Annotated in this window: 22 protein-coding genes; 13 read left to right on the top strand and 9 right to left on the bottom strand. The window is 67.6% G+C overall.

What is annotated here, in order from left to right; all coding sequences use genetic code 11:
- The first annotated feature begins 142 nt into the window (after positions 1-142).
- The 5 genes from ACIDOCELLA78_RS81880 to ACIDOCELLA78_RS81860 all read left to right on the top strand — a co-directional run bounded on the left by ACIDOCELLA78_RS81880 (position 143) and on the right by ACIDOCELLA78_RS81860 (position 4,840).
- Positions 143-1,294 carry a hypothetical protein gene (locus ACIDOCELLA78_RS81880; protein WP_201727582.1) on the top strand — a complete coding sequence of 384 codons (1,152 nt, stop codon included), beginning with the start codon at positions 143-145 and terminating at the stop codon, positions 1,292-1,294.
- A 41-nt stretch (positions 1,295-1,335) separates the two neighbouring features.
- Positions 1,336-1,566, top strand: a complete 231-nt coding sequence (locus tag ACIDOCELLA78_RS81875) for a hypothetical protein (protein ID WP_201727581.1) — start codon at positions 1,336-1,338, stop codon at positions 1,564-1,566.
- An 86-nt stretch (positions 1,567-1,652) separates the two neighbouring features.
- Positions 1,653-2,624 (top strand): glycosyltransferase family 1 protein, encoded by a 972-nt coding sequence (locus ACIDOCELLA78_RS81870; RefSeq protein ID WP_249674932.1) that lies wholly within the window; start codon positions 1,653-1,655, stop codon positions 2,622-2,624.
- Positions 2,621-3,787: a glycosyltransferase gene (locus ACIDOCELLA78_RS81865; RefSeq protein WP_201727579.1), complete on the top strand. Its 1,167-nt coding sequence runs from the start codon at positions 2,621-2,623 to the stop codon at positions 3,785-3,787. Before ACIDOCELLA78_RS81870 ends, ACIDOCELLA78_RS81865 begins: the two co-directional genes overlap by 4 nt.
- 6 nt (positions 3,788-3,793) lie before the next feature.
- Complete coding sequence (locus ACIDOCELLA78_RS81860) at positions 3,794-4,840, top strand: glycosyltransferase family 4 protein (protein WP_201727578.1); 1,047 nt, start codon at positions 3,794-3,796, stop codon at positions 4,838-4,840.
- 169 nt (positions 4,841-5,009) lie between these two features.
- On the opposite strand, the gene tldD is transcribed toward ACIDOCELLA78_RS81860, so the two are convergent.
- The 3 genes from tldD to ACIDOCELLA78_RS81845 are packed head-to-tail and all read right to left on the bottom strand — an operon-like array spanning position 5,010 to position 8,631.
- Positions 5,010-6,458 carry a metalloprotease TldD gene (tldD, locus tag ACIDOCELLA78_RS81855; RefSeq protein ID WP_201727577.1) on the bottom strand — a complete coding sequence of 483 codons (1,449 nt, stop codon included), beginning with the start codon at positions 6,456-6,458 and terminating at the stop codon, positions 5,010-5,012.
- On the bottom strand, positions 6,455-7,531 hold the full coding sequence (locus ACIDOCELLA78_RS81850) for a COX15/CtaA family protein (protein WP_201727576.1): 1,077 nt from the start codon (positions 7,529-7,531) through the stop codon (positions 6,455-6,457). Before ACIDOCELLA78_RS81850 ends, tldD begins: the two co-directional genes overlap by 4 nt.
- Complete coding sequence (locus ACIDOCELLA78_RS81845) at positions 7,528-8,631, bottom strand: COX15/CtaA family protein (protein WP_201727575.1); 1,104 nt, start codon at positions 8,629-8,631, stop codon at positions 7,528-7,530. The genes ACIDOCELLA78_RS81850 and ACIDOCELLA78_RS81845 overlap by 4 nt, the downstream gene beginning before the upstream one ends.
- Positions 8,632-8,878: 247 nt before the next feature.
- Between ACIDOCELLA78_RS81845 and rho the strand changes: the two genes are divergently transcribed.
- From rho to ACIDOCELLA78_RS81825, 4 genes are all read left to right on the top strand, one after another.
- Positions 8,879-10,153 (top strand): transcription termination factor Rho, encoded by a 1,275-nt coding sequence (rho, locus tag ACIDOCELLA78_RS81840; protein ID WP_201727574.1) that lies wholly within the window; start codon positions 8,879-8,881, stop codon positions 10,151-10,153.
- Between the two features lie 2 nt (positions 10,154-10,155).
- Positions 10,156-10,779, top strand: a complete 624-nt coding sequence (locus tag ACIDOCELLA78_RS81835; RefSeq protein ID WP_201727573.1) for a LysE family translocator — start codon at positions 10,156-10,158, stop codon at positions 10,777-10,779.
- Positions 10,780-10,853: 74 nt separating this feature from the next.
- Entirely contained in the window at positions 10,854-12,161 is a 1,308-nt protein-coding gene (gene ahcY, locus ACIDOCELLA78_RS81830; RefSeq protein WP_201727572.1) for an adenosylhomocysteinase, read from the top strand.
- Positions 12,162-12,171: 10 nt separating this feature from the next.
- Positions 12,172-12,570 carry a DUF4149 domain-containing protein gene (locus ACIDOCELLA78_RS81825; protein ID WP_201727571.1) on the top strand — a complete coding sequence of 133 codons (399 nt, stop codon included), beginning with the start codon at positions 12,172-12,174 and terminating at the stop codon, positions 12,568-12,570.
- A 57-nt stretch (positions 12,571-12,627) separates the two neighbouring features.
- Here ACIDOCELLA78_RS81825 and glp read toward each other — a convergent pair whose 3' ends face one another.
- From glp to ACIDOCELLA78_RS81795, 6 genes are read right to left on the bottom strand one after another with little or no spacing between them, the layout of a single operon-like run.
- A complete protein-coding gene (gene glp, locus ACIDOCELLA78_RS81820) occupies positions 12,628-13,833 on the bottom strand; it encodes a gephyrin-like molybdotransferase Glp (protein WP_201727570.1) in 1,206 nt (401 codons plus the stop codon).
- Between the two features lie 3 nt (positions 13,834-13,836).
- Positions 13,837-14,310, bottom strand: coding sequence for a cyclic pyranopterin monophosphate synthase MoaC (gene moaC / locus ACIDOCELLA78_RS81815; RefSeq protein WP_201727569.1), 474 nt, complete (start codon positions 14,308-14,310; stop codon positions 13,837-13,839).
- A complete protein-coding gene (gene trpC / locus ACIDOCELLA78_RS81810; RefSeq protein ID WP_201727568.1) occupies positions 14,307-15,119 on the bottom strand; it encodes an indole-3-glycerol phosphate synthase TrpC in 813 nt (270 codons plus the stop codon). Before trpC ends, moaC begins: the two co-directional genes overlap by 4 nt.
- Positions 15,120-15,123: 4 nt before the next feature.
- A complete protein-coding gene (locus ACIDOCELLA78_RS81805) occupies positions 15,124-16,758 on the bottom strand; it encodes a bifunctional anthranilate synthase component II/anthranilate phosphoribosyltransferase (RefSeq protein WP_201727567.1) in 1,635 nt (544 codons plus the stop codon).
- Positions 16,755-18,269, bottom strand: a complete 1,515-nt coding sequence (gene trpE / locus ACIDOCELLA78_RS81800; RefSeq protein ID WP_201727566.1) for an anthranilate synthase component I — start codon at positions 18,267-18,269, stop codon at positions 16,755-16,757. Before trpE ends, ACIDOCELLA78_RS81805 begins: the two co-directional genes overlap by 4 nt.
- A 10-nt stretch (positions 18,270-18,279) precedes the next feature.
- On the bottom strand, positions 18,280-20,166 hold the full coding sequence (locus ACIDOCELLA78_RS81795) for a peptidylprolyl isomerase (RefSeq protein ID WP_201727565.1): 1,887 nt from the start codon (positions 20,164-20,166) through the stop codon (positions 18,280-18,282).
- 111 nt (positions 20,167-20,277) lie between these two features.
- Between ACIDOCELLA78_RS81795 and tpiA the strand changes: the two genes are divergently transcribed.
- The 4 genes from tpiA to kdsA all read left to right on the top strand — a co-directional run bounded on the left by tpiA (position 20,278) and on the right by kdsA (position 24,102).
- Positions 20,278-21,039, top strand: coding sequence for a triose-phosphate isomerase (gene tpiA, locus ACIDOCELLA78_RS81790; protein WP_201727564.1), 762 nt, complete (start codon positions 20,278-20,280; stop codon positions 21,037-21,039).
- Between the two features lie 105 nt (positions 21,040-21,144).
- Entirely contained in the window at positions 21,145-21,579 is a 435-nt protein-coding gene (secG, locus tag ACIDOCELLA78_RS81785; RefSeq protein WP_201727563.1) for a preprotein translocase subunit SecG, read from the top strand.
- A 67-nt stretch (positions 21,580-21,646) separates the two neighbouring features.
- Entirely contained in the window at positions 21,647-23,278 is a 1,632-nt protein-coding gene (locus ACIDOCELLA78_RS81780) for a CTP synthase (protein WP_201727562.1), read from the top strand.
- The gene (kdsA, locus tag ACIDOCELLA78_RS81775) at positions 23,275-24,102 is read left to right on the top strand and encodes a 3-deoxy-8-phosphooctulonate synthase (RefSeq protein ID WP_201727561.1); all 828 of its coding nucleotides are present in this window, start codon (positions 23,275-23,277) and stop codon (positions 24,100-24,102) included. The genes ACIDOCELLA78_RS81780 and kdsA overlap by 4 nt, the downstream gene beginning before the upstream one ends.
- Positions 24,103-24,125: the final 23 nt, after the last annotated feature.

Here is a 24,125-nt window from a genome sequence, read left to right as displayed (position 1 = left end):
GATAAATCCGCATAAATATGTCCATTAAGATTTGATGATGTAAATATCTTGTAAATTCGCGTGATTTGCATTATCGCGACGGCGTCTGAGTAGGGACGATGACACAGGCTGCCGCCCGCCAATTCTGGGAGAGATTGAATCGATGATCACCGCGATCGGCGCCGTGCTGTTGCCGTTCTGCCTGTGGTTCTGGCGTCGTCCAGCAAATATTCTTGTTCTTGTCATTGTTTTTTCAGTATTTTCTGCCAGTGCGATCATTGTCATCGGCGGTCTGGGGGTCACACCTGCCTTGCTGCCAACAGCAATGTTTGTATCATTATTTGCAATTAATCTCTTTAATAACGTCCATTATCCTGCTGAGCGGCAAACATTCACAATTCTGTTACCTTTTATCCTCGTCACGATCGGCGCGGTCGCGAGTTCAGTCATCATGCCGCGTCTGTTCATGGGGCAGGTCATGGTGTGGCCGCAGAAAATCAGCGCGTTTTTCGTTCGATCGCCGTTGGCGCCAAATGCAGGCAACTTCACCCAGGATATGTATCTCATCGCCAACGCGCTGCTCGCCGTCACAGCCGCCGCCTATCTGACCCGTCCCGGCAGGATATTACCGCGGCTGCTCGATGCCTATTTCGCGAGTGGCCTGCTGGTGATCCTGATCGCTCTGTGGCAGTTCGCCAGCACGATTCTGCATATCCCCTTTCCGGCAAGCTTTTTCCTCTCAAATCCCGGATGGTCGCAACTTGACAACCAGACGATCGGCACCCTGACCCGTCTCAATGGGCCTTTCAGCGAGCCATCGTCGCTGTCCGCCTATATGTGCGCATCGCTGAGCGCGGCCGGATGGTCAGTACTGAATGGCGACCGCCGTTGGCTGCCGCGCGCAACGTTTGTGGGCGGCATTGTCGTTGTGCTGCTCAGCACGGCAACCACCGGCTATGTCACAATGGCGGCGATGGCCACTCTGCTGCTGGCCCGCATTGCGATACGGGCAACGCCGCAAATGCGGCGGCGTGTCGCACTCACCCTTGCAGGCCTTGGACTGGCAGGCGGAATTTCAGCCGTGGCGCTCCCGCTCGCAACGCCCGAGGCCGGGCGGGAAGCGACGATCATCCTGAATTCGGTGCTGGACAAGACGCAATCCGCATCCTACCGGGCCAGATCGGAAGCCGACTACGACAGCGTGCAGGAGATGATAAAAACCTACGGGCTGGGCGTCGGCTGGGGCAGCAATCGTTCGTCGAGCCTGCTGCCCGGCCTGCTGGCGGCAGTCGGCATCTGGGGGTGGCTGGCCTGATCTGGTTCGGATGCGCCCTCGCAATGCGGGCGCGACAGGCCATGCGCATCACCCGCGCCCCCGATCTGCGCTACGTCATCCGCGGCACATCCGCTTCACTTCTCTCGTCGTTGATCTCCGCGCTGCTATCCGGCCCGACCATCTCCTCGCCAGATTTTTACCTGTTGCTCGCCATGCTGGTCGCGGCGACCGCCCGCGCGCAGTTCGAGGCCAAGGCGGTCTGGCAGCCGGCGCCCATCAATCACCCCCTCTCCGAACCGGTGCCGGTATGACCCCTGCCCTGCTGATCAACGGCCGGTTCGTTACCCAGTCGCTCTCTGGCGTTCAAAGATTTGCAATCGAAACCACTCGAGCCCTGATGGCACGGAACGCCCGCGTCGCGTTGCTGACGCCGCCGGGCGGCAGCCTCGCCTGGCCCGGCGCCAGCGAGATCGGAAAACGCCAGGGGCAGATCTGGGAACAGCTCGAACTGCCCCTGCATGCGCAGGACCGGCTACTGATCAACCTTGGCAATACCGGGCCGCTTCTGGCGGGGCGGCAGATCGTGGTGATCCACGATGCCGGGGTGTTCAGCACGCCCGACGCCTATTCACGGACGTTCCGGCTCTGGTACAAATTCGTCCAGAAAGCGCTGATCCGCCGGCAGGCGACGATCGTGACAGTCTCCTCGTTTTCACGCAGCGAGATCGCGCGCCATCTCTCCCTGCCCGAACCCCTGATCCGCGTCATGCCCGAAGGCGCCGACCATATGCGGCGTATTGCCAGCGAGCCGGGCGTTCTTGGGGCGAACGGGCTGTTGCCCGGAAGGTTTGTACTGGGTGTCGGCACTTTGTCTGCACACAAGAATCTCGCGGCGCTGGGCAAGCTTGCCGGGCAATTGCACGCGCGCGGCACGCCGCTGGTGATCGCCGGCGGCATGGGGGGAGCCGCCTTCAACACGGCCGATGAGAGCAGACTGCCGCAGCCCGCCCGCTATATCGGCCGCGTGAGCGATGCTGAACTGAAAGCGCTCTACGAAGCGGCAGGATGTTTTGTCTTTCCGTCCCGATATGAGGGATTTGGACTACCCCCCGTCGAGGCCCTCGCCTGCGGCTGCCCGGTCGCCTGCGCGGATATCCCCGCCTTGCGGGAATCCTGCGCCGAGGCCGCGCTCTATTTCGATCCGAATGATCCGGCGCAGATCGCCGAGAGCGTCTCGTCCATCCTGGATACGCCGTCGCAACAGGATCGCCTTCGCGCCGCCGGCAGGGCGCGGGCCGCCCAACTCACCTGGGCCAGTGCCGCGGCAATCCTCGAATCCATCGCCATGGAGGTTCTGGAACGCCGATGAAGATCGCGATCGTTCATGAGTGGCTTGAACACTACGCAGGCTCCGAGCGCGTGCTTGAGGAATTGCTGAACTGCTATCCGCAGGCCGATATATTTGCGGTCGTCGATTTCCTTGCGGACGACGACCGCAATTTCCTGGGCGGGCGCCCGGTTACGACGAGCTTCATCCAGAAACTGCCCCTGGCCCGGAAACATTTCCGCAATTACCTGCAATTGATGCCACTTGCGATCGAACAGTTCGATCTGACCGGCTATGACCTGGTGATATCGAGTAACCACGCTGTGGCGAAAGGGGCGCTGACCGGTCCGAAACAGGTTCATGTCTGTTACATGCATTCGCCCATACGCTATGCGTGGGATCTGCAATCCCAATATCTGCGTGAGAGCGGGCTGACGCGGGGCGTCAAGAGCCTTTACATACGCTGGCTTCTGCACAGGATCAGACTCTGGGATGCGATGGCCGCCAACGGCGTCGATCATTTTCTGGCCAATTCGAGCTATATCGCCCGGCGCATACAGAAGACGTATCGCCGGGACGCCGAAGTTGTTCCGCCACCAGTTGCCGTCGAACGCTTTGTTCCGGGGCATGGAGCACGGAGCGGCTATCTGGTGGCCTCCCGCTTCGTGCCCTACAAACGGATCGAACTGATCGCCGAGGCGTTCCGCGAATTGCCCGAATGCCCTCTCACCATCGTCGGCACGGGAACCAATGAACCGCAGGTGCGCAGAGCCGCAGCCGGGGCACCGAACATAACCTTGCGGCCCCCGGTTCCGCATGCCGAGCTGGTGTCGCTGATGCAGTCGGCCAAGGCGATGGTGTTTGCCGCGGAAGAGGATTTCGGCATCACGATGGTGGAAGCCCAGGCCTGCGGCACACCGGTGATCGCCTTCGCCGAGGGAGGGGCAAGAGACATTTTTCCCGCCCACTCCGTGGCGCCGACAGGCGTTCTGTTCGAGACCCAGACCAAGGATGCCATCGTCTCCGCCGTGCGCAGCTTTGAAGCCCGGAGCGCCACGATGGTGCCCGCGCTCTGCCGTGAGAACGCGCTGCGCTTTTCCGCCTCCCTGTTCCGCACCCGTATCCATGCCGCCGTGGAAACCGCCATGGCGCAGTTCCGGCCTCGCGGCACCGTCTCGGCACGCGCCGTTCACGAAAACGGATAAGCCCCCATGCGCATCATGCACTTGCTCAATCACTGCGGAAAGGCGAACGGGCACGTCAATGTCTCGGTTGATCTCGCGATCACGCAGCGTTCGATGGGGTATGACGTCGGCTATACCTGCGCCTCCGGCGACTTCATCCCGCTTCTGGAATCGGCCGGCGTCAAGGTTTACCGCGTGGAGCAGCCGCATCGCGGGATCGGCAAGTTTTTCCGCGCCAATGTGCAACTGAACCGGGCAATACGCGACTTCGCGCCGGATGTCCTGCATGTGCACATGGCCGCTCAGAGCGTTCTTGTTCAACCGTACCGGCTTCTCGGCTACAAGGTCGTGACAACATTGCATAATGAATTCGATCGCTCGGCGTGGTTGATGGGGCGCGCATCGAGGGTCGTTACGGTCGGCCAGACCGGATTTGAAATCATGCGGAAATCCCGTGTTCCGACCCGCAAGCTGCGGCAGGTACAGAACGGGTCCGTCGGCTCGCCGCGGCTGCCCGCGGCGTTCACCCCGGCCGATCTCGCCCATCCCGCCATCCTCACCGTATGCGGCATGCATCCGCGGAAGGGCGTTGGTGACCTGCTCAACGCCTTTGCCCTGTTACGGAGCACCAATCCGGATGCCCATCTGTATCTTGCGGGCGAAGGGCCGACGCTTCAGGACTACAAGGCTCAGGCCGAAAAGCTCGGAATTGCCGAACATACCCATTTCCTTGGTTTCTGTAACGACCCGCGCCGTTATCTTTTCGCGGCCGACATCTTCGTGCTTGCCTCGCACGCTGACCCCGGACCGCTCGTGATCGCCGAGGCCCGGCATGCCGGGATTGCCATCGTCGCCAGCGATGTTGATGGTATTCCCGCGATGCTCGATCACGGCAATGCCGGACTCCTTATCCCGCCAAAGCAACCAGAGCTCCTGGCGTCGACGCTGCGCGATCTGCTCGACGATCCGCCGAAGCTCGCGGAATATCGCGCGCGGTCGAAACGCGGCGCGGAACGGTTCACGATCGAACGCGTCTGTCTCGATATGGAAAAAATCTATCGGGAATTGATCTGAGCAATGCAACAGGCCCGACAGTCAGGATAAAAAGCGGCCTTGGAGCCCCGGAGCACTTTCCGATCCATCCGGATCGGATGTTGTGCTCTACCGTGAAAATGCCCCGAACTATCCCAGACAGCCGGCATTCCCTGCGTGATCGGTATCCGACGAATCGGAGGCCGCTCTATCACGCAGTGCCGCCCACCGTCAGCCCGCCCATCAGGATGCTCGGCTGCCCCACGCCCACCGGCACGCCCTGCCCGTTCTTGCCGCAGGTGCCGATGCCGGGATCGAGTTCGAGGTCATTGCCGATCATCTCCACCCGGGTCAGCGCGTCCGGCCCGTTGCCGATCAGCGTCGCCCCCTTCACCGGCGCGCCAACCTTGCCATCCTCGATCAGATAGGCTTCCGAGGCGGTGAACACGAACTTGCCCGAGGTGATGTCCACCTGCCCGCCACCGAAATTCGCCGCATAGATGCCGCGCTTGACCGAGCGGATCATGTCCTCCCGGCTCGCCTCGCCCTCCAGCATGATGGTGTTGGTCATCCGCGGCATCGGCAGATGCGCGTAGGACTGCCGCCGCCCGTTGCCGGTGGGCGCCATGCCCATCAGCCGCGCGTTCTGCCGGTCCTGCATATAGCCGGTCAGGATGCCGTCCTCGATCAGCACGGTGCGCCCGCTCGGCGTTCCCTCGTCATCCACGCTGAGCGAGCCGCGCCGGTCGGGGATGGTGCCGTCATCGACCACGGTCACCCCCTTCGAGCCGACTCGCTTGCCCATCAGCCCGGCGAAGGCCGAGGTCTTCTTGCGGTTGAAATCACCCTCCAGCCCATGCCCGATCGCCTCGTGGAGCAGAATGCCCGGCCAGCCCGCGCCCAGCACCACCGGCATCTCGCCCGCCGGCGCCGGCACGCTCTCGAGATTCAGCGCCGCCTTGCGGATCGATTCGTCCACCGCCGCCCGCCAGAAGGCCGGCGCCGTCACGCCCTCATAGGTCGCGCGCCCGCCGGCCCCATGGCCGCCCGATTCGCGCCGCCCGTCCTGCTCCATCACCACGGAGACATGCAGCACCACCAGCGGCCGCACATCGGCGACCCGCACCCCGTCCGCCCGCACGATCTCGACCACCTGCCACTCGCCGGCCAGGCTCGCCATCACCTGCACCACGCGCGGGTCGGCGCCGCGGGCATAGGCGTCGATCTCGCCGAGCAGCGCCGCCCGCGCCGCGAAGGGCATCTCCGCCAGCGGATTGTGGCCGGTATAGAGCCGGCGCGTCGCCGCCGCTGGGGCCACCGCCACCGTCCCGGCATCGCCCTGCCGCGCCGCGCGCAGCGTCTCCACCGCGCGCGCCAGGGCGGCGTCGGAAATCTCCCCGGCATGGGCATAGACCGCCGCCTCGCCGGTCACCGCGCGCAGGCCGAAGCCACGCCGGCTGTCGAAATTCGCGTTGCGGATCCGCCCGTCATCCAGGCTGACCACCTCGGATTCGCGATATTCCAGGAACAGCTCGCCATCATCGGCGGCCTCCAGCACGGGGGCGATGGCCCGCCGCGCCTCGATCACGTCGAGCCCGTCATTGCCATGGAACAGCCGGTCGGCGGTGGCGAGCATGTCTTGCATCGTGTCGGACATCATTCAGCGGCCTTCATTTCATAGGCGGGAAGCGGCACCGCCGCCGTCGCACCGCGCAGCGCGTGGCGGCAGGCGATGCAGGCGGCGAGCAGCAGCACGGCGTTCAGCTCGTGCACATAGCCGAGTTCGGCCATGCCCGAGACCAGCGTGCTCATGCCGAGAATATATTGGAGCGAAACCAGCCCGGCCAAGAGCAGGAACAGGTCGCGCGCCTTCGCCCCTACCGGCGCGCGCAGCCCCATCGCCGCGGCAATCACGACGACGATCGCCGTCACCGTCGCCATCACCCGGTGATCGAACTGCACCGTCGCCTTGTTGGCGAGGAAATTGAGCCACAGCGGATGCAGCGCCAGCGCGTGCGGCGGCAGCGCGTGCCCGTCCATCAGCGGGAACGTGTTATACACCTTGAGCGCCCCGCTCGCCGCCACCAGCGCGCCGAGCCCGATCGTGGCGATGATCAGCCCGATCGAGACGCTCAGCAGCCCGCGCAACCGCGCGAGGCCCGGCAACGGCGCCGGCTCGGGGTTGCGCAGCGTCAGCGCGGTCCACAGCATGGCGGTAAAGATCAGCATCGCCAGCACGAAATGCGGCCCGAGATAGAGCGGCGAAGGCTGGAGAACACTGCCCGTCACGCCCTGATAGGTCATGTACCAGCCCATCGTCGCCTCGCCGGCGCCGAGCCCGAACAGCACCAGCAGCCAGGCTGTCAGCCGGTTCGAGATCCGCCCCCCCAGCCGGAAGACCGCCAGCGGCACCAGAAACACCACCGCCATCAGCCGCCCCCAGTCGCGGTCGAAAAACATCGGCAGATAGAGCGACTGGAACTGAACCAGCGTCATTTTCGGCTGCATCGCCCGATACTGCGCCGTCGCCTTGTAGAGGCCGAAGGCGCGCTCCCAGGCGGCATGGGTCAGCGGCGGGATGATGCCGGTGAAGGGCTGCCAGGTCTGGATCACGAACCCCGCGCCGATCGTCCGCGCATGGCCGCCGCCCACCACCATGCCGAAGATCATGAAGCAGATGACGAGCAGCCAGGTGCCGACCAGCCGGTCCCCCCGCGCCGCCGCCCCGCTCATGCCGGCCGCCCGCGCAGCTCGAACCAGGCCCACACCGCGGCCGCCAGCAGCAGCACCGCGTTGAGCTGGTGCACGATGCCGATATCCAGAATCTTGGAAACGAGCGTGGTCACGCCGAGAATATACTGCACGATCAGCAGCGCGCCCATCACCAGGAACGCATCGCGCGCCCGCGCTGGCAGATCGGCGCGAATCGCCGCCACCACCGCCGCCAGCACGCCCACCGCCGCCACCGTGCCGAGCAGCCGGTGGTTGAACTGCGTCGCCGCCTTGTTAAGGAAGAAATTCGTCCAGAACGGGTGCAGCGCCGCGTAATCCGGCGGCACCCAGCGCCCCTGCATCAGCGGGAAGGTGTTGTCGATCGTGTAGGCATGGGTGCCCGAAAGGAACGTCCCCGCCACGATGGCGATCGAGATCAGCACGATCGAGCCCATCGCCATCCGCCGCGCCCCCGCATACCGCGCCGCCTCCGCCGGCGGCAGCCGCGCCTCGGCGGGCTTCAGCACGGTCAGCGCCGTGGCGAACACGGCGATCGCGAGCAGGGTCGCGAAACAGTAATGCACCGAGAGGCGGAACACCGAAACCTCGGTCAGCCCCGGCTGGAAGCCGGAGGCGACCATCCACCAGCCGATCAGCCCCTGCACCCCGCCGAGGACGAACAGCGTCACCAGCCAGGGCCGCAGCCGCCGCTCGATCCGCCCGGTCCAGAGGAACCAGGCCAGCGGCACGCCGAAGTCGAAACCCAGCAGCCGCCCCCACATCCGGTGGATCCATTCCGGCCAGAAGATCGCCTTGAACCCGGCGAGGTCCATGCCGCGATTGAGGTCCTTGTATTGCGGGATCGTCTTGTAAAGGGCGAACATCCGCTCCCATGCCGCATGGGTCAGCGGCGGGATCACGCCGGAGACCGGCTGCCACGTCATGATCGACAGGCCGGCATTCATGTTCTGCACATAGGCGCCGATCCCGAACATCTCGACGATCAGCGCGAAGCTGACGAACAGCCAGATCGCCACCATCCGCCGGCTTTCCGGGCTTGCCGCCCGCGCCGCGCGTATGACCGACCGACCGGCAAAACCCGCCACCGATTGCGATGCCATCAGACCATTTCCCGCATCTGTCCGTTACCAGACGCGGATTTGCACCTGAAAACCGGCTTGTAAACCCGCATCTCGCGGTGATCTGCCCTTTCGTTCAATCTTGACCTCGCGCCGCGGTTGCGCCATGTCTGCCCTGTAGCGGGACAGACACGCCCGCCGCCTCAGGCTCGTCACCGAGCATTTTCCATCATACTCCGAATCGGCCCGTCCCTTTTTCGCCACGGGCTCCTCACCTCGCGGAATTTCCATGAAGCTCGCCGAACTCAAGGCCAAATCCCCGACCGACCTGCTCAGCCTCGCCGAAGAGCTGCAGGTCGAGAACGCGTCGTCGCTGCGCAAGCAGGACATGATGTTCGCCATTCTCAAGGCCTATGCCGAGAACGACCAGGCGATTCATGGCGACGGCACGCTGGAAACCCTGCCCGACGGGTTCGGCTTCCTGCGCAGCCCGCAGAGCAACTACCTCCCCGGCCCGGATGACATCTACGTCTCTCCCGCGCAGATCCGCCGCTTTGGCCTGCGCACCGGCGACACCGTCGCCGGCGAAATCCGCGCGCCCAAGGAAGGCGAGCGCTATTTCTCGCTGCAGAAGGTCGACACGATCAATTTCGAGGCGCCGGACGCGGTGCGCCATCGCATCAATTTCGACAACCTCACCCCGCTCTACCCCAACAAGCGGCTGCAAATGGAGATCGAGGACGCGCCACCGCCGCCCAAGGGCCAACAGAAGGACTACACCGCCCGGGTGATGGATCTCATTGCCCCGATCGGCAAGGGCCAGCGCGCCCTCATCGTCGCCCCGCCGCGCACCGGCAAGACGGTGATGCTGCAGAGCATCGCCACCTCGATCTCGGCCAACCACCCCGAGGCCTTCCTCATCGTGCTGCTGATCGACGAGCGCCCCGAGGAAGTGACCGACATGGCCCGTACCGTGAAGGGCGAGGTCGTCGCCTCCACCTTCGACGAACCGGCCACCCGCCACGTCCAGGTCACCGAGATGGTGCTGGAAAAGGCCAAACGCCTCGTCGAGCACAAGCGCGACGTCATCATTCTTCTCGACTCGATCACTCGCCTCGCCCGCGCCTACAACGCCGTCGTTCCCTCCTCGGGCAAGGTGCTGACCGGCGGTGTCGACGCCAACGCGCTGCAGAAGCCGAAGCGCTTCTTCGGCGCCGCGCGCAATATCGAGGAAGGCGGCTCACTGACCATCATCGCCACCGCGCTGATCGACACCGGCAGCCGCATGGACGAGGTGATCTTCGAGGAGTTCAAGGGCACCGGCAATTCCGAACTCATCCTCGACCGCAAGCTTTCCGACAAGCGCACTTTCCCGGCCATCGACATCACCAAGTCGGGCACCCGCAAGGAGGAATTGCTGGTCGAGCGCGCCACCCTGTCGAAAATGTGGGTCCTGCGCCGCATCCTCAACCCGATGGGTCCGGGCGAGGCGATGGACTTCCTGCTCGACAAGCTCAAATACAGCAAGACCAACAACGACTTCTTCGAGGCGATGAACACCTGACCATGTCGTCCTACGCGCTGCCGCTGGCCGAACTCGCACTCGCCAATTTCATCGGCATCATCAGCCCCGGCCCGGCCTTCCTGCTGGTCAGCCGGGCGGCGGCGGGGCGCGGCAGGGCGGTCGGTTTCGGTCTCAGCCTTGGCGTCGCCATCGCCGCCACCACCTGGGCCGCCGCCGCCTGCTTCGGCGTTTCCATCATCATGGCCCGCTTCGCCACGCTCTACGAGGCGATCCAGATCGCGGGCGGCGTCTATCTGGTCTGGATCGGTGTCAGCGCCTGGCGCGCCAGGCCGCATGAAATCGACGTCGCCGGACCCGCTGGCAGCGTCGGCTTCCTGCGCGCCGTAGCCTCCGGCGCCGCGCTCAATCTCGGCAACCCGAAGATCGTGATCTTCTTCACCAGCATCTTCGTGGCCCTGCTCCCCGCCCATATCCCGCTCTGGCTGACCTTCGCCGCCATCGCGGTCGTCGGCCTGCAGGAAGCCGCCTGGTATTGCCTCGTCACCCTGCTGTTTTCGCGTGCGCGCATCCAGCGCGCCTATCGCCGCGCCGGCCTCTGGATCGAGCGGACCGTCGGCACGCTGCTGATCGCGATCGGCGCCCGCATCCTCGGCGCGGCGGTGTAATCCGCGCGCCGAAACGTTTTGCAATCAGCCGACCGCCCCTATATCCCGACCAATATCCAGACGGAGACATTCATATGCCCGACGCCAGCCAGCCCACGGATTACAAGGTCCGCGACATCACCCTCGCCGACTGGGGCCGCAAGGAAATCTCGATGGCCGAAACCGAGATGCCGGGCCTGATGGCGCTGCGCGCGGAATTCGGCGCCTCCAAGCCGCTGAAGGGTGCGCGCATCGCCGGCTGCCTGCACATGACGATCCAGACCGCGGTGCTGATCGAGACGCTGATCGAGCTCGGCGCCACAATCCGCTGGTCGTCCTGCAACATCTTCTCGACCCAGGACCACGCCGCCGCCGGTGTCGCTGCGGCCGGCGTGCCGGTCTTCGCCTGGAAGGGCATGAACGAGGACGAGTTCTGGTGGTGCATCGAGCAGACGGTGCGCGGCCCGGACGGCTGGACGCCGAACATGATCCTCGATGACGGCGGCGACCTCACCAAGCTGATGCACGACAAATACCCCGAAATGCTCGCCGACATCCGCGGCATTTCCGAGGAAACCACCACCGGCGTGCACCGCCTGCGCGAAATGGCGCGCGACGGCTCGCTGCTCTGCCCCGCCATCAACGTGAACGACAGCGTCACCAAGTCGAAATTCGACAATCTCTATGGCTGCCGCGAAAGCTTGGTCGACGGCATCCGCCGCGGGACCGACGTGATGATGGCCGGCAAGGTCGCCGTCGTCGCCGGCTTCGGCGATGTGGGCAAGGGCTCGGCCGCCAGCCTGCGCAACGCCGGCTGCCGCGTGATGGTCACCGAAATCGACCCGATCTGCGCGCTCCAGGCGGCGATGGAAGGCTACGAGGTCGTCACCATGGACGACGCCGCCCCGAAGGGCGACATCTTCGTCACCGCCACCGGCAATATCGACGTCATCACCGCCGACCACATGCGGGCGATGAAGCATCGCGCCATCATCTGCAACATCGGCCATTTCGACTCCGAAATCCAGATCGAGAGCCTGCGCAACTACAAGTGGGAAAACGTGAAACCGCAGGTCGACGAGGTCGTCTTTCCCGACGGCAAGCGCCTGATCGTCCTCTCCGAGGGCCGCCTGGTCAATCTCGGCAACGCCACGGGTCACCCCTCCTTCGTCATGTCGGCGAGCTTCACCAACCAGGTCCTCGCCCAGATCGAGCTGTGGAACGCGCCTTCCGGCCGCTACGAGCGGAAGGTCTATGTCCTGCCCAAGCATCTCGACGAGAAGGTCGCCGCCCTGCATCTCGCCAAGGTCGGCGCCAGGCTGACGAAGCTGAGCAAGGCCCAGGCGGAGTATATCGGCGTCGAGACCGCCGGTCCCTTCAAGCACGACGACTACCGCTACTGAGGAGGCGACGATGGGCAGCTTCCTCGCGGTCATGGCGCTCGCCGCCCTGTTCGGCGGCATGCTGTTCTTCGGCGCGGTGATGACGCCGCTGGTCTTCTCGAAACTGCCGCCGGACGTGGCCGGCCCGTTCATCCGGGCCGCCTTTCCGCGCTACTACCTGTTCATGACGGTCACCTCGGCGCTCGCCGCCATGGGCCTGCTGATCCGCGGCAATCCGTGGTACGCGCTGCTCGCGGTGATCGTCACCGGCGTCACCCTCTGGCTTTGGCTCGAATGGATGCCGCATCTCAACGCCGTGCGCGACGCCGGCAACCAGGTGGATTTCCAGCGCGGCCACCGGCTCTCGGTCTGGGTCAACGCTGTCCAGTTCTTGATCGTCTTCGTTTTGCTGGCCAGCCTTGCTGTCTGATTTTATTAAATAGCAAAGACTTGTGAGCGGTTTCTGATCACCCGTATCAGCAACCGCTCACATCCCGCATGAGTCGAGCCTGATCACCCGCACCATCGCGCCTTCCGGCTCGGCCGGCGCATCCGGCGCGCGCAGCAGCAGCGCATCGGCCTTTGCCAGCCGGCCCAGCATCGCCGAATCCTGCACCGGGAACGGCGTCACGCTCCAGCCCCCCGCCGCATCCCGCGCCAGCGTCGCCCGCAGATGATCGGCCCGGTGATCATTCGCCGCCAGCGCCACGGTGCAGCGCGCGGCTTCGGTCGGTGGCGCCTCGTCCGCCCGCCCGGTCAGCCGCGCGATCGCCGGGCCGAGGAACAGCACCGCGCAGACCAGTGCCGAGACCGGATTGCCCGGCAGCCCCACCACCGGCACGCTGCCCAGCATCCCCGCCATCAGCGGCTTGCCCGGCCGCATCGCGATCTTCCAGAAATCGACGTCGAGCCCAAGCTCGGCCAGCCCCGCCTGCACCAGGTCATGCGCGCCGACGCTCGCCCCCCCGGTCGTCACCAGCAGGTCGGCCCGCGCCGCCGCCGCCGCCGCCGCGCCGATCGCGGCGCGGTCGTCCGGCGCCACCGGCAAAATCACCGCCTCGCCGCCCACCGCGCGGATATAGGCCGCGAGCGCGTGCGAATTGGAACTGACGAACCCGCCCGGCGGAATCGGCTCCCCCGGCATGGCGATCTCGTCGCCGGTCGCCAGCACCGCGACCACCGGCCGCCGCCGCACCGCGAGCCAGGGATGGTTCGCCGCCGCCGCCAGCCCGATATCCCGCGCGCCCAGCACCCGCCCCGCCGCCAGCAGCATCTCGCCGGCGGCGAAATCCTGCCCTGCCCGGCGAATATGCCGCCCCGGCCGCGCCGCCTCGTGCAGCGTCACCGAGGCGTCGTCATGCGCGGTATCTTCCTGGATGACGATCGCGTCCGCTCCCGCCGGCACCACGCTGCCGGTGAACAGCCGCACCGCCTCGCCCGGCCCCACCGTGCCCGCGAACGGGTGCCCCGCCGGCGCCGCGCCAATCACCCGCAGCCGCGCCCCGGCCTGGCCGTCGGCGGCGCGCAGCGCGAACCCGTCCATCGCCGAAACGTCATGCGGCGGCTGGGTCAGCCGTGCGACCACCGGCTCGGCCAGCACCCGCCCCGCGGCCGCCGCCAGCGGCACGATTTCCGCGCCGGTCGGCGCCATCAGCGCCAGTATCCGCGCCCGTGCAGCCTCGACGCTGATCATCGCTCACTCCTGCCAGAAAACGCCCGATTTCCCGCCGGACTTGCGGATCACCCGCAACCCTTCGACCCGCATCTCCCGCTCCGCCGCCTTCAGCATGTCATACACCGTCAGCGCCGCGACCGAGGCGGCGGTCAGCGCCTCCATCTCCACCCCGGTCGGCCCGGTGGTCTTCACCGTCGCCGCGATGCGGATGCCCGGCAGCGCCTCATCCGGCTCCAACTCCACCGTTACCCCGGCAATCGCCAGCGGGTGGCAGAGCGGGATCAGATCGGAGGTCCGCTTCGCCGCCATGATCCCGGCAATCCGCGCCGTCGCCAGCACATCGCCCTTCTTCGCCGTGCCCCCGGTCACCAGCGCCAGCGTCTCCGCCCGCATCGTGACATGGCAGGCGGCGGTGGCTTCCCGCGCCGTCTCGGCCTTGCCCGAAACATCGACCATCCGCGCCGCCCCCCGCTCGTCGATATGGGTGAGGCTCATGCCCCGAGCCCGAGCAGCCGGCGGGTCGCGGCGACGATGTCGTCCTGCCGCATCAGGCTCTCGCCGACCAGGATGCCCTGCACCCCCACCGCCTTCAGCCTGGTGATGTCGGCATAGTCGCGGATGCCGCTTTCCGCGACCACGAACCGCTCCGGCGGAATCTGCCCCGCCAGCCGCTCCGAGACCGCAATATCGGTCTGCATCGTCTTGAGGTTGCGGTTGTTTATGCCGATCAGCCGGGCCTGTAGCCCCAGCGCGCGATCAAGCTCCGCCTCGTCATGCACCTCGACCAGCACGCTCATGTCGAGCGCGCTCGCCAGCTCCTCGAAGGCGCGCGCCTGCTCGTCGCCCAGCGCCGCCATGATCAGCAGGATGCAGTCCGCCCCCATCGCGCGGCTTTCATAGATCTGCCACTCGTCGAGGATGAAATCCTTGCGCAGCACCGGCAGGTCCACCGCCTCGCGCGCCGCCTGCAGATGCGCCGTCTCGCCCTGGAAATATTTCCGGTCGGTCAGCACCGAAAGACACACCGCCCCGCCCTCCTGATAGGCGCGGGCGATCGCCGCCGGGTCGAAATCGGCGCGGATCAGCCCGGCCGAGGGCGACGCCTTCTTGATCTCGGCGATCAGCCCGGTCCGCCCCGAGGCGGCGGCATCCATCAGCGCCCGGGCGAAGCCGCGCGGCGGCGGCGTGTCCTTCGCCCGCGCCCGCATCTCCTCAAGCCCGGTCTCCGCCTTCGCCGCCTCGACCTCGGCCCGCTTGTCGGCGCAGATCGTCTTCAGCACATCCTGTTCGATCGCATCGTTCATTGGATCACGCCATTTCCCGGGTTGTTGCCACGGCCGCGGCGGCACTGGCCCGTCGCAGCCGCTCCAGCGCCGCCGCCGCGGCACCGTCATCGATCGCGCGGGCCGCCAGCGCCGCGCCCTCGCGCAGGGTTTCCGCCCGTCCCGCCACCATCAGCGCCGCCGCCGCGTTCAGCAGCACGGCGTCGCGATAGGCGCCGGGCGCGCCGGCGAGCAGGTCGCGCAGCGCCGCGGCGTTGTGCGCGGCATCCCCCCCGATGATCGCCTCCAGCGGCGCGCGGGCAAGCCCGGCATCCTCCGGGCTCACATTCATCTCGACGATCCGCCCGCCCTCGAGCGAGACGACATGGCTCTCCCCGGCGATGGTCAGCTCGTCCAGGCCCTGGCCATGCACCACCATCGCCCGCTCGGTGCCGAGCCCGGCCAGCGTCTCCGCCATCGGCCGCGCCCAGGCAGGATCGAACACACCCACCAATTGCCGCTTCACCGAGGCCGGGTTGGCGAGCGGCCCGAGCAGGTTGAAGATCGTGCGGGTGCCGAGCGCGATCCGCGCCGCCGCGGCATGACGCAGCCCCGCATGGTGGCGCGGCGCGTAGAGGAACACGCAGCCCGCCTCGCGCAGAATCGCCGCCAGCCGCTCGAATTCAGGCTCCACGGGCACGCCGAGCGCGGTCAGCACATCCGCCGCCCCGGCGCGCGAGGAGAGCGCGCGGTTGCCGTGCTTGGCCACCGGCACGCCGGCACCGGCGAGCACGAAGGTCACCGCGGTCGAGATGTTGAGCGTGCCCGCGCCGTCGCCGCCGGTGCCGCAGACATCGATCGCTCCCGGCGGTGCGGCGATCGGCCGCATCCGCGCGCGCATCGCCCGCACCGCGCCGGTCAGCTCCGCCACCGTCTCGCGCCGCACCCGCATCGCCATCAGCATCCCGGCGATCTGCGCGTCATTCGCCTTGCCGTCGATCACGGCGCCGAACGCCGCCTCGGCCAGTTCCTCGGACATCGTCTCCCCCCGCCCCAGCCGGTCGAGCACCGGCTTGAGATCGGCGAGGATCTCGCCCGCCCCCTGGTTCCGCCCGCGGGCGATGCCGAGGAAGTTGCGCAGCAGCGTGTGCCCGTGGGCGGTCGCGATGCTCTCCGGGTGGAACTGCACGCCAAAAATCGGCAAGTCGCGGTGCCGCAACCCCATGATCAGCCCGTCCTCGGTGAAGGCGGTGGGGATCAGCGTCTCCGGCAGGCTCTCGCGCTCGACGATCAGCGAGTGGTAACGCGTCGCCTCGAACGGGTCGGGCAGCGTCTCGAACACGTCCGACCCCTGATGCCGGATCGGCGAGATCTTGCCATGCATCGGCACCGGCGCGCGCATCACCCGCCCGCCGAAGGCCTGGCCGATCGCCTGATGCCCGAGGCAGACGCCGAGAATCGGCACCTTGCCCGCCGCCGCCGCGATCAGGTCGAGGCAGATCCCCGCCTCGTTCGGCGTGCACGGCCCGGGCGAGAGCACGATCGCCTCCGGCCGCATCGCCATCGCCTCATCGACGCTGATCCGGTCGTTGCGGTGCACCGCGCATTCCGCCCCGAGATCGCCGAAGAACTGGACGAGGTTGAAGGTGAAACTGTCGTAATTGTCGATCAGCAGGATCATCGCGCCGGCGCCTCGTTGGGGGTGACGTACTGGCCGGCATCCTCTGCGGCGCGAAACAGCGCGCGCGCCTTGGCGTGGCTCTCGGCAAGCTCGGCATCGGGGTCGGAATCGGCGACGATGCCGACCCCGGCCTGGACATAAAGCCGCCCGTCCTTGATCAGCGCGGTACGCAGCGCGATGCAGGTATCCATCGTGCCATTGGCGGCGAAATAGCCGATGCACCCGCCATAGAGCCCGCGCCGGCTCGGCTCGAACTCCTCGATGATCTCCATCGCCCGCACCTTCGGCGCGCCCGAGAGCGTGCCCGCCGGGAAGCCGGCGATCAGCGCGTCCAGCGCGTCCGCCTCGGGCCGGATGCGGCCCTCGACATTCGAGGAGATGTGCATCACGTGCGAGAACCGCTCGATCACGAAGCTCTCGGTCACGTTGACCGAGCCGATCTCGGCGACGCGACCGACATCGTTGCGCGCGAGGTCGAGCAGCATCAGGTGCTCGGCGCGCTCCTTCGGGTCCTCCAGCAGCTCGGTCTCCAGCGCCTCGTCCTCGGCGCGCGTCGCCCCGCGCCGGCGCGTGCCGGCGAGCGGGCGGATCGTCACCGTGCCGTCGCGCAGCCGCACCAGGATCTCAGGGCTGGAGCCGACCGCCTGATAGGCGCCGAAATCGAGGAAGAACAGGAAGGGTGCGGGGTTGATCCGTCGCAGCGAGCGATAGAGCGCGAAGGGCGGGAGCGTGAATTCCTGCTCGAAGCGCTGGCTCGCCACCACCTGGAACACGTCGCCGGCGGCGATGTAGTCCTTGCCCCGCAGCACCATCGCGCGGAACGCGTCCTCGCTCATGTTCGAGGTCGCCGGCCCGGCCGGCGCGGCATGGCCCGGCAGCGCCGGCGTCGGCCGGTCAAGGGCCGCCATCGCCGCCTCGATCCGCCCGGTCGCCATGCTCCAGGCATCCGCCGCCGAACCCCCCGCGCGCGGCCAGACCGGTGCGGCCAGCGTGATCTCGTCGCGCACCGAATCGAAAATCGCGAACACCCCGGGCCGCATCAGCACGGCATCGGGAATCCCGAGCACGTCCGGCTTGTCCGCCGGCAGCGCCTCCATCAGCCGCACCATGTCATAGCCGAGATAGCCGACCAGTCCGCCGGTCATTGGCGGCAGGTGGTCCGGCAGGTCGAGCGTCGTCGCCGCGATCAGGTCGCGCAAGCTCTCGAAGGCCGGGCGCGGATCGGCGGTGTAGCCCTCGGCGTCCGCCGCCGGGTCGCGGTTCACGCTCACCTGGCCGCGGTCGCACCGCCAGATCAGGTCGGGGGCGAAGCCGATCACCGAATAGCGCCCGCGCGCCGCCCCGCCCTCGACGCTTTCCAGCAGGAAGGAATGCGCCGTGCCATGGGCGAGCTTGAGGAAGGCGGCGACCGGCGTGATCAGGTCGGCGGCGAGCAGTCGCCAGGCCAGCGCGCCCCGCCCGGCATCGTAGGCGGCGCGGAAACGGGCGTGCTGGTCGGTCTCGGATGTCATCTCGCGGGCCTCAATTGCTGATCTGGTTCAGCAGCTTCGTGTTGATCGTCACATGGTCGCGCTGGCGCAGCGCCGCGGCATAGGTCTGCAGCACGTCGTTCTGCATCGACTGGCCGAGCGACTCGGCCACCCGCTGGCGGAACGCCTCGTTGCTGCCCGGCTTCGGCTCGGCGATGTCGCTCACCACGCCGACGACGAAGCCCGCCTGCGTCTGCACCATCGTGGGCTCGCCCTTCTTCAGGCTGAACGCCACCTGGGCGAGAGGCGGCGGCACGCCCTTGGCGGGCTTGGCGCGCGTCATCGGCGCCGAGGTCGTCACCGTCAGCCCGGCCGCCGAGGCCGCTGCCGTCAGGGTCTTGCCCCCCTTCACCGCGGTCAGCAGCTTCGCTGCCGCGACCTCTTCCTGCCGCTCCACCTGCGCGCCGGTCCAGTCGGCCAGCACGTCGGCCTTCACCTTGTCATAGGGCTTGAGCGCCGGCTTGATGATCCGGTGCACGGCGATGGCATAGTAGCTGTCGCCCGGCCCGCTCACCGCCCGCGGCGAATTGCCGGGGGCGGTGGCGAAAATCGCCTTGTCGATCGCCTGGCGCAGCGGCGCCGGCCCGGGAATGCTCGCCGGCTTGCCGTCCACCGTCATCCCCTCGCGGTCCACGCTCACCCGCGCCTTGGCCAGATGCAGGCTCGCCGGCAGCTTGCCGAGCGCCGTGCTGCCCGCCAGCGCGTCCTGCAGGTGGTTCAGCGTATTGTCCACCACGTTGCGCGCCTTGCGCAGCTGGATCTCGGCGCGGATCTGGTCCGCCACCGCCGAGAGCGGCTTGTCGCCGCCGGCCACCGCCTTGGTCACCCTGAACACATAGATGCCGAGCGAGCCCTTCACCGGTGCGGAAACCTCATCCGGCGTTGCCGCGAACACCGCCTTGGCCAGCGCCGCCGAGGGCAGGTCGGAGGGTTTCGCATCGGTCATCACGACAGCGGTCGCACTCGCCGCCGCCGCCGCCTTCTGCACCGCCGCCCAGTCAGCCCCTTGTTTCCAGGTCTTCGCCAGCGCCGCGGCGCTCTTCGCGTCCTCGGCGGTGACGATCTCGACGGTCCGCTGCGGCGCCTGCGCGAATTTCGCCTTCTCCTGCTGATACTGCGCCGCGATCTCGGCCGGCGTCACCGTCTCGCCCTTGGCGATCAGCGCGGGCGAGAGCACCACCACGTCGGCATCGCGCAAGGCGGGTGTCGAAAACCGCCCCGGATGATCCCGCCAGTAGCGGCGCAGCACGGTCTCGGCCGGCGGCGGCGGCGGGGTCGCGGCGGCGAAGGGCAGTTGCGCGAACTGCACCGTCCGCTCCTGCGCGGCATAAGCAAAGATCTGGTCGACCAGCGGCGCCGGCGCGCTCACCCCGGCGGTCACCGCATCGATGATCTGCGACGATTTCAGCCCGCTGGCGATCTCCGCCATGAATGTCGCCGGCGTCAGGCTGTGATTGGCGAGCACGGCGTTGAACGTCGCCTTGTCGAACTTGCCGTCCGGACCGTGGAACGCCGGGATCGCGAATACCTGCTGTCGGATCGCCGAGGGCGGCGCCACCACCCCCATCCGCCGCGCATCGAGCTGCATCGCCGCGCGGTCGATCGCCGAACCCAGCGCCTGCTCGGCGAACAGCCGCCGCTCGCCCTTGCTCGGCTCGCGGCCACTGTTCTGCGTCGCGTAAGCGTTCAGCGTCCGCTGGTAGTCGGCATTCACCGCCTCGATCTTGATCGGCCGCCCGCCCACCGTCGCGATCGCGTTGGACGCGCCAACGCCCATCACCACGCTGGAGACGCCCCAGAACACGAACACGCCGATCAGCACGACGAAAAAGGCGCGCACGATCCAGTTGTCGAGCAGTTGGCGAATCATCGAAAGCATGCGGCAGCAACCTCATCCAGCGGGAAAGCCGCGTCTTACCACGGGCGCGCCCGATTGCCACCCGGCCCCGCCTCGTCTACCTCCGTCGCGCCATTGGGAAGGGAGACGCGCATGCCCCAGCTGATCGCCGGAAACTGGAAGATGAACGGCACGCTCGCCGGCATCGCCGCCTATGCGGCGGGGCTGCGTGCCGCCGCAGCATACGCCGATCTGCTGATCTGTCCGCCGGCGCCGCTGATCGCCCCGCTGCGCGCCGCCCTCGACGGCGCCCCGGTCGCCCTCGGCGCGCAGGACTGCGCGGTGCAGCGCTCCGGCGCGCATACCGGCGACCTATCGGCCGATCTGCTGGCCGAGCTTGGCGCCACCCATGTCATTCTCGGCCATTCCGAGCGCCGCGCCGATCACGGCGAATCCTCCGCGATCGTGCGCGAGAAGGCGCGCACCGCGATCGCCGCCGGCCTGATCCCGATCATCTGCGTCGGCGAAACCGAGGCCGAGCGCGATTCCGGCGAGGCCGAAACCGTGGTCCGCGCCCAGCTCGCCGGCAGCCTGCCGGAGGAGCTGGCCGGCCAGACCGTGCCCGGCGTCTTCGCCCCCGGCGTCATCGCCTACGAGCCGGTCTGGGCGATCGGCACCGGCCGCACGCCCACCGAGGAGGATGTCGCCGCGATGCACGCCTCGATCCGTGCCGCGCTGCGCCGCCAGCTCGGCGCCGCCGGCGCGACGATGCCGATTCTCTACGGTGGCTCGGTCAAGCCCTCCAACGCCGCGTCCCTGCTCGCCTTGCCCGAGGTCGGCGGCGCGCTGGTCGGCGGCGCCAGCCTCAAGCCAGAGGACTTCCTCGCGATTGCCTCCGCCGCCCCGCGGGACTAGAGCACGGCATCGACCCGACAGTCGGGCATCAGGCCGCCGGACGGTTCCATCCGGCGGGCTGATGCTCTAGAACCGCGCGTCACTCCGAAAGGCCGCCACGCTCCCATGATTACCGTTCTGCTCGTCCTCCAGGCATTCATCACCATTGCCCTGATCGGCGTCGTGCTGATCCAGCGCAGCGAGGGCGGCGGCCTCGGCCTCGGCACCAGCCAGGGCATGGGCAGCTTCATGACCGGGCGCGGCACCGCCAACCTGCTCACCCGGGTCACCGCGATCCTCGCCACGCTGTTCATGGTGCTCTCGCTGGTTCTCGCCCTGCTCTACCGGCACAGCGGCGGCGGCTCGGCCGAGGCGATCCTGAACGCGCCGCCGCCGGCGAGTCCGGCGAAGAAGGCCGCCCCCGCCTCGCCGCTCGCCCCGCTGCCGCCCGTCCCTGGCGAATCGGCTCCCACGGCGCCGGCTGCTGCCAAGCCGGCGACATCCCAGCCCGCGGCTCCGGCGAAACCCGCGCAGAGCGCCCCGGCGCCGGCAAAGCAGTAATGCGCGCCCCCTCATTCGCCCGGCGCGGGGTTTTGCACCGCGCCGCCCTCTGCTATGGCGAAAGCCCATGACCCGGTATGTCTTCATCACCGGCGGCGTGGTTTCCTCGCTCGGCAAGGGTATCGCCTCCGCCTCCCTCGGCGCGCTGCTTCAGGCCCGCGGCTATTCGGTCCGCCTGCGCAAGCTCGACCCCTATCTCAACGTCGATCCGGGCACGATGAGCCCCTATCAGCACGGCGAGGTCTTCGTCACCGACGACGGCGCCGAGACCGATCTCGATCTCGGCCATTACGAGCGCTTCACCGGTGTGCACGCCACCAAGTCGGACAACGCGACCACCGGCCGCATCTATTCCGAGGTCATCGCCCGCGAGCGCCGGGGCGACTATCTCGGCGCCACCGTGCAGGTCATCCCGCACATCACCGACGCCATCAAGCAGGCCATCCTGCGCGACACCGCCGGGCTTGATTTCGTCCTCGTCGAGATCGGCGGCACGGTGGGCGACATCGAGAGCCTGCCCTTCCTCGAAGCCATCCGCCAGCTCGGCAACGAGCTTGGCCCGCACGACGCGATGTTCGTCCACCTCACTTTGGTGCCCTACATCCCGAGCGCCGGCGAGCTGAAAACCAAGCCGACCCAGCATTCCGTCAAGGAACTGCTGAATGTCGGCATCCAGCCGCACATGCTGATCTGCCGCTGCGACCGCCCGATCCCCGAGGGCGAGCGCCGCAAGATCGCGCTGTTCTGCAATGTCCGGCCCGAGGCGGTGGTCCCGGCACTCGACGTGAGCACGATCTACGAGGTGCCGATCTCCTATCACGAGGCCGGGCTCGACCGCGAGGTGCTCCGCCATTTCGGCCTGCCGCACGATGCCGAGCCCGATCTCGGCCGCTGGCGCCGCATCGTCGAGACGGTGCGCAATCCCGAGGGTGAGGTCACCATCGCCGTCGTCGGCAAATACACCAACCTGCTCGACTCCTATAAGTCGCTCGGCGAGGCGCTGACCCATGGCGGCATCGCCAACCGGGTGCGGGTCCGGCTCGACTGGGTCGATTCCGAAATCTTCGAGCAGCCCGGCGCCGTCGCCCGGCTCGACGGGGTGCACGGCATCCTCGTCCCCGGCGGCTTCGGCGAGCGCGGCACCGGCGGCAAGATCGAGGCCGTGCGCTTCGCCCGCGAGCGCGATGTCCCCTTCCTCGGCATCTGCTTCGGCATGCAGATGGCGGTGATCGAGGCGGCGCGGAACCTCGCCGGCCTGCCCCAGGCCTCCTCCACCGAATTCGGCCCCTGCGAGGTGCCGGTGGTCGGCCTGCTCACCGAATGGGCCCGCGGCAACGAGATCGAACGCCGCGCCGCCGAGGGCGATCTCGGTGGCACCATGCGCCTCGGCGCCTATGCCGCCACCCTGGTCGAGGGTAGCCTGGTCCGCGCCGTCTATGGCGACGCCGCGACGATCGAGGAACGCCACCGCCACCGCTACGAGGTCAACATCCACTACCGCGAGCGGCTGGAATCCGCCGGCCTGCGCTTCTCCGGCCTCTCGCCGGACGGGCTGCTGCCGGAAATCGTCGAATACCCCGACCATCCCTGGTTCATCGGCGTGCAGTACCACCCCGAGCTGAAATCGAAACCCTTCGACCCGCATCCGCTCTTCGCCGGCTTCATCGAGGCGGCGGTCAAGCAGATGAGGCTGGTATGATCATGAAGACGGTCGAGATCGGCGATCTGCGCGTCGGCAACGACCTGCCCTTCACCCTCATCGCCGGCCCCTGCCAGATCGAGAGCGCCGAGCATGCGACCGAGGTCGCCGGCGCGCTCGCGGACATGACGCGCGAGCTTGGCATCGGCCTGATCTTCAAGTCGAGCTACGACAAGGCCAACCGCACCTCGCTTTCCGCCGGCCGCGGCGTCGGCATGGCGCAGGGGTTGCAGATCCTCGCCGATATCCGGGCGAAATTCGGCATCCCCGTGCTGACCGACGTGCACGACGCCGCCCAGTGCGCCCCCGCCGCCGAGGCGGTGGACGTGCTGCAGATCCCCGCCTTCCTCTGCCGCCAGACCGACCTGCTGCTCGCCGCCGGCCATACCGGGCGGGCGATCAACGTCAAGAAGGGCCAGTTCCTCGCGCCGTGGGACATGCGCAACGTCGCCGCCAAGATCGCCAGCACCGGCAACGAGCGCATCCTGCTCACCGAGCGCGGCGCCTCCTTCGGCTACAACACCCTGGTCTCCGACCTGCGCGCCCTGCCGATCATGGCGCAGACCGGCTACCCGGTGGTGTTCGACGCGACCCATTCAGTCCAGCAGCCCGGCGGCCAGGGCACCGCCTCGGGCGGCCAGCGCGAATTCGCCCCGGTGCTCGCCCGCGCCGCTCTCGCGGTCGGCTGCGCCGCGGTCTTCATCGAGTGCCATCCGGACCCCGACCACGCGCCCTCCGACGGGCCGAACATGATTCCATTGGACCAGATGCCCGCCCTGCTGGCCCGGCTGCAACAGTTCGACCGTATCGCCAAATCGGCCTGAACCGCGCCACTCCGGACGCGGCG

Source organism: Acidocella sp. C78, assembly GCF_907164655.1.
The sequence above is the reverse complement of the archived record's forward strand: the minus strand, read 5'-3'. Positions and strand labels throughout refer to the sequence as shown.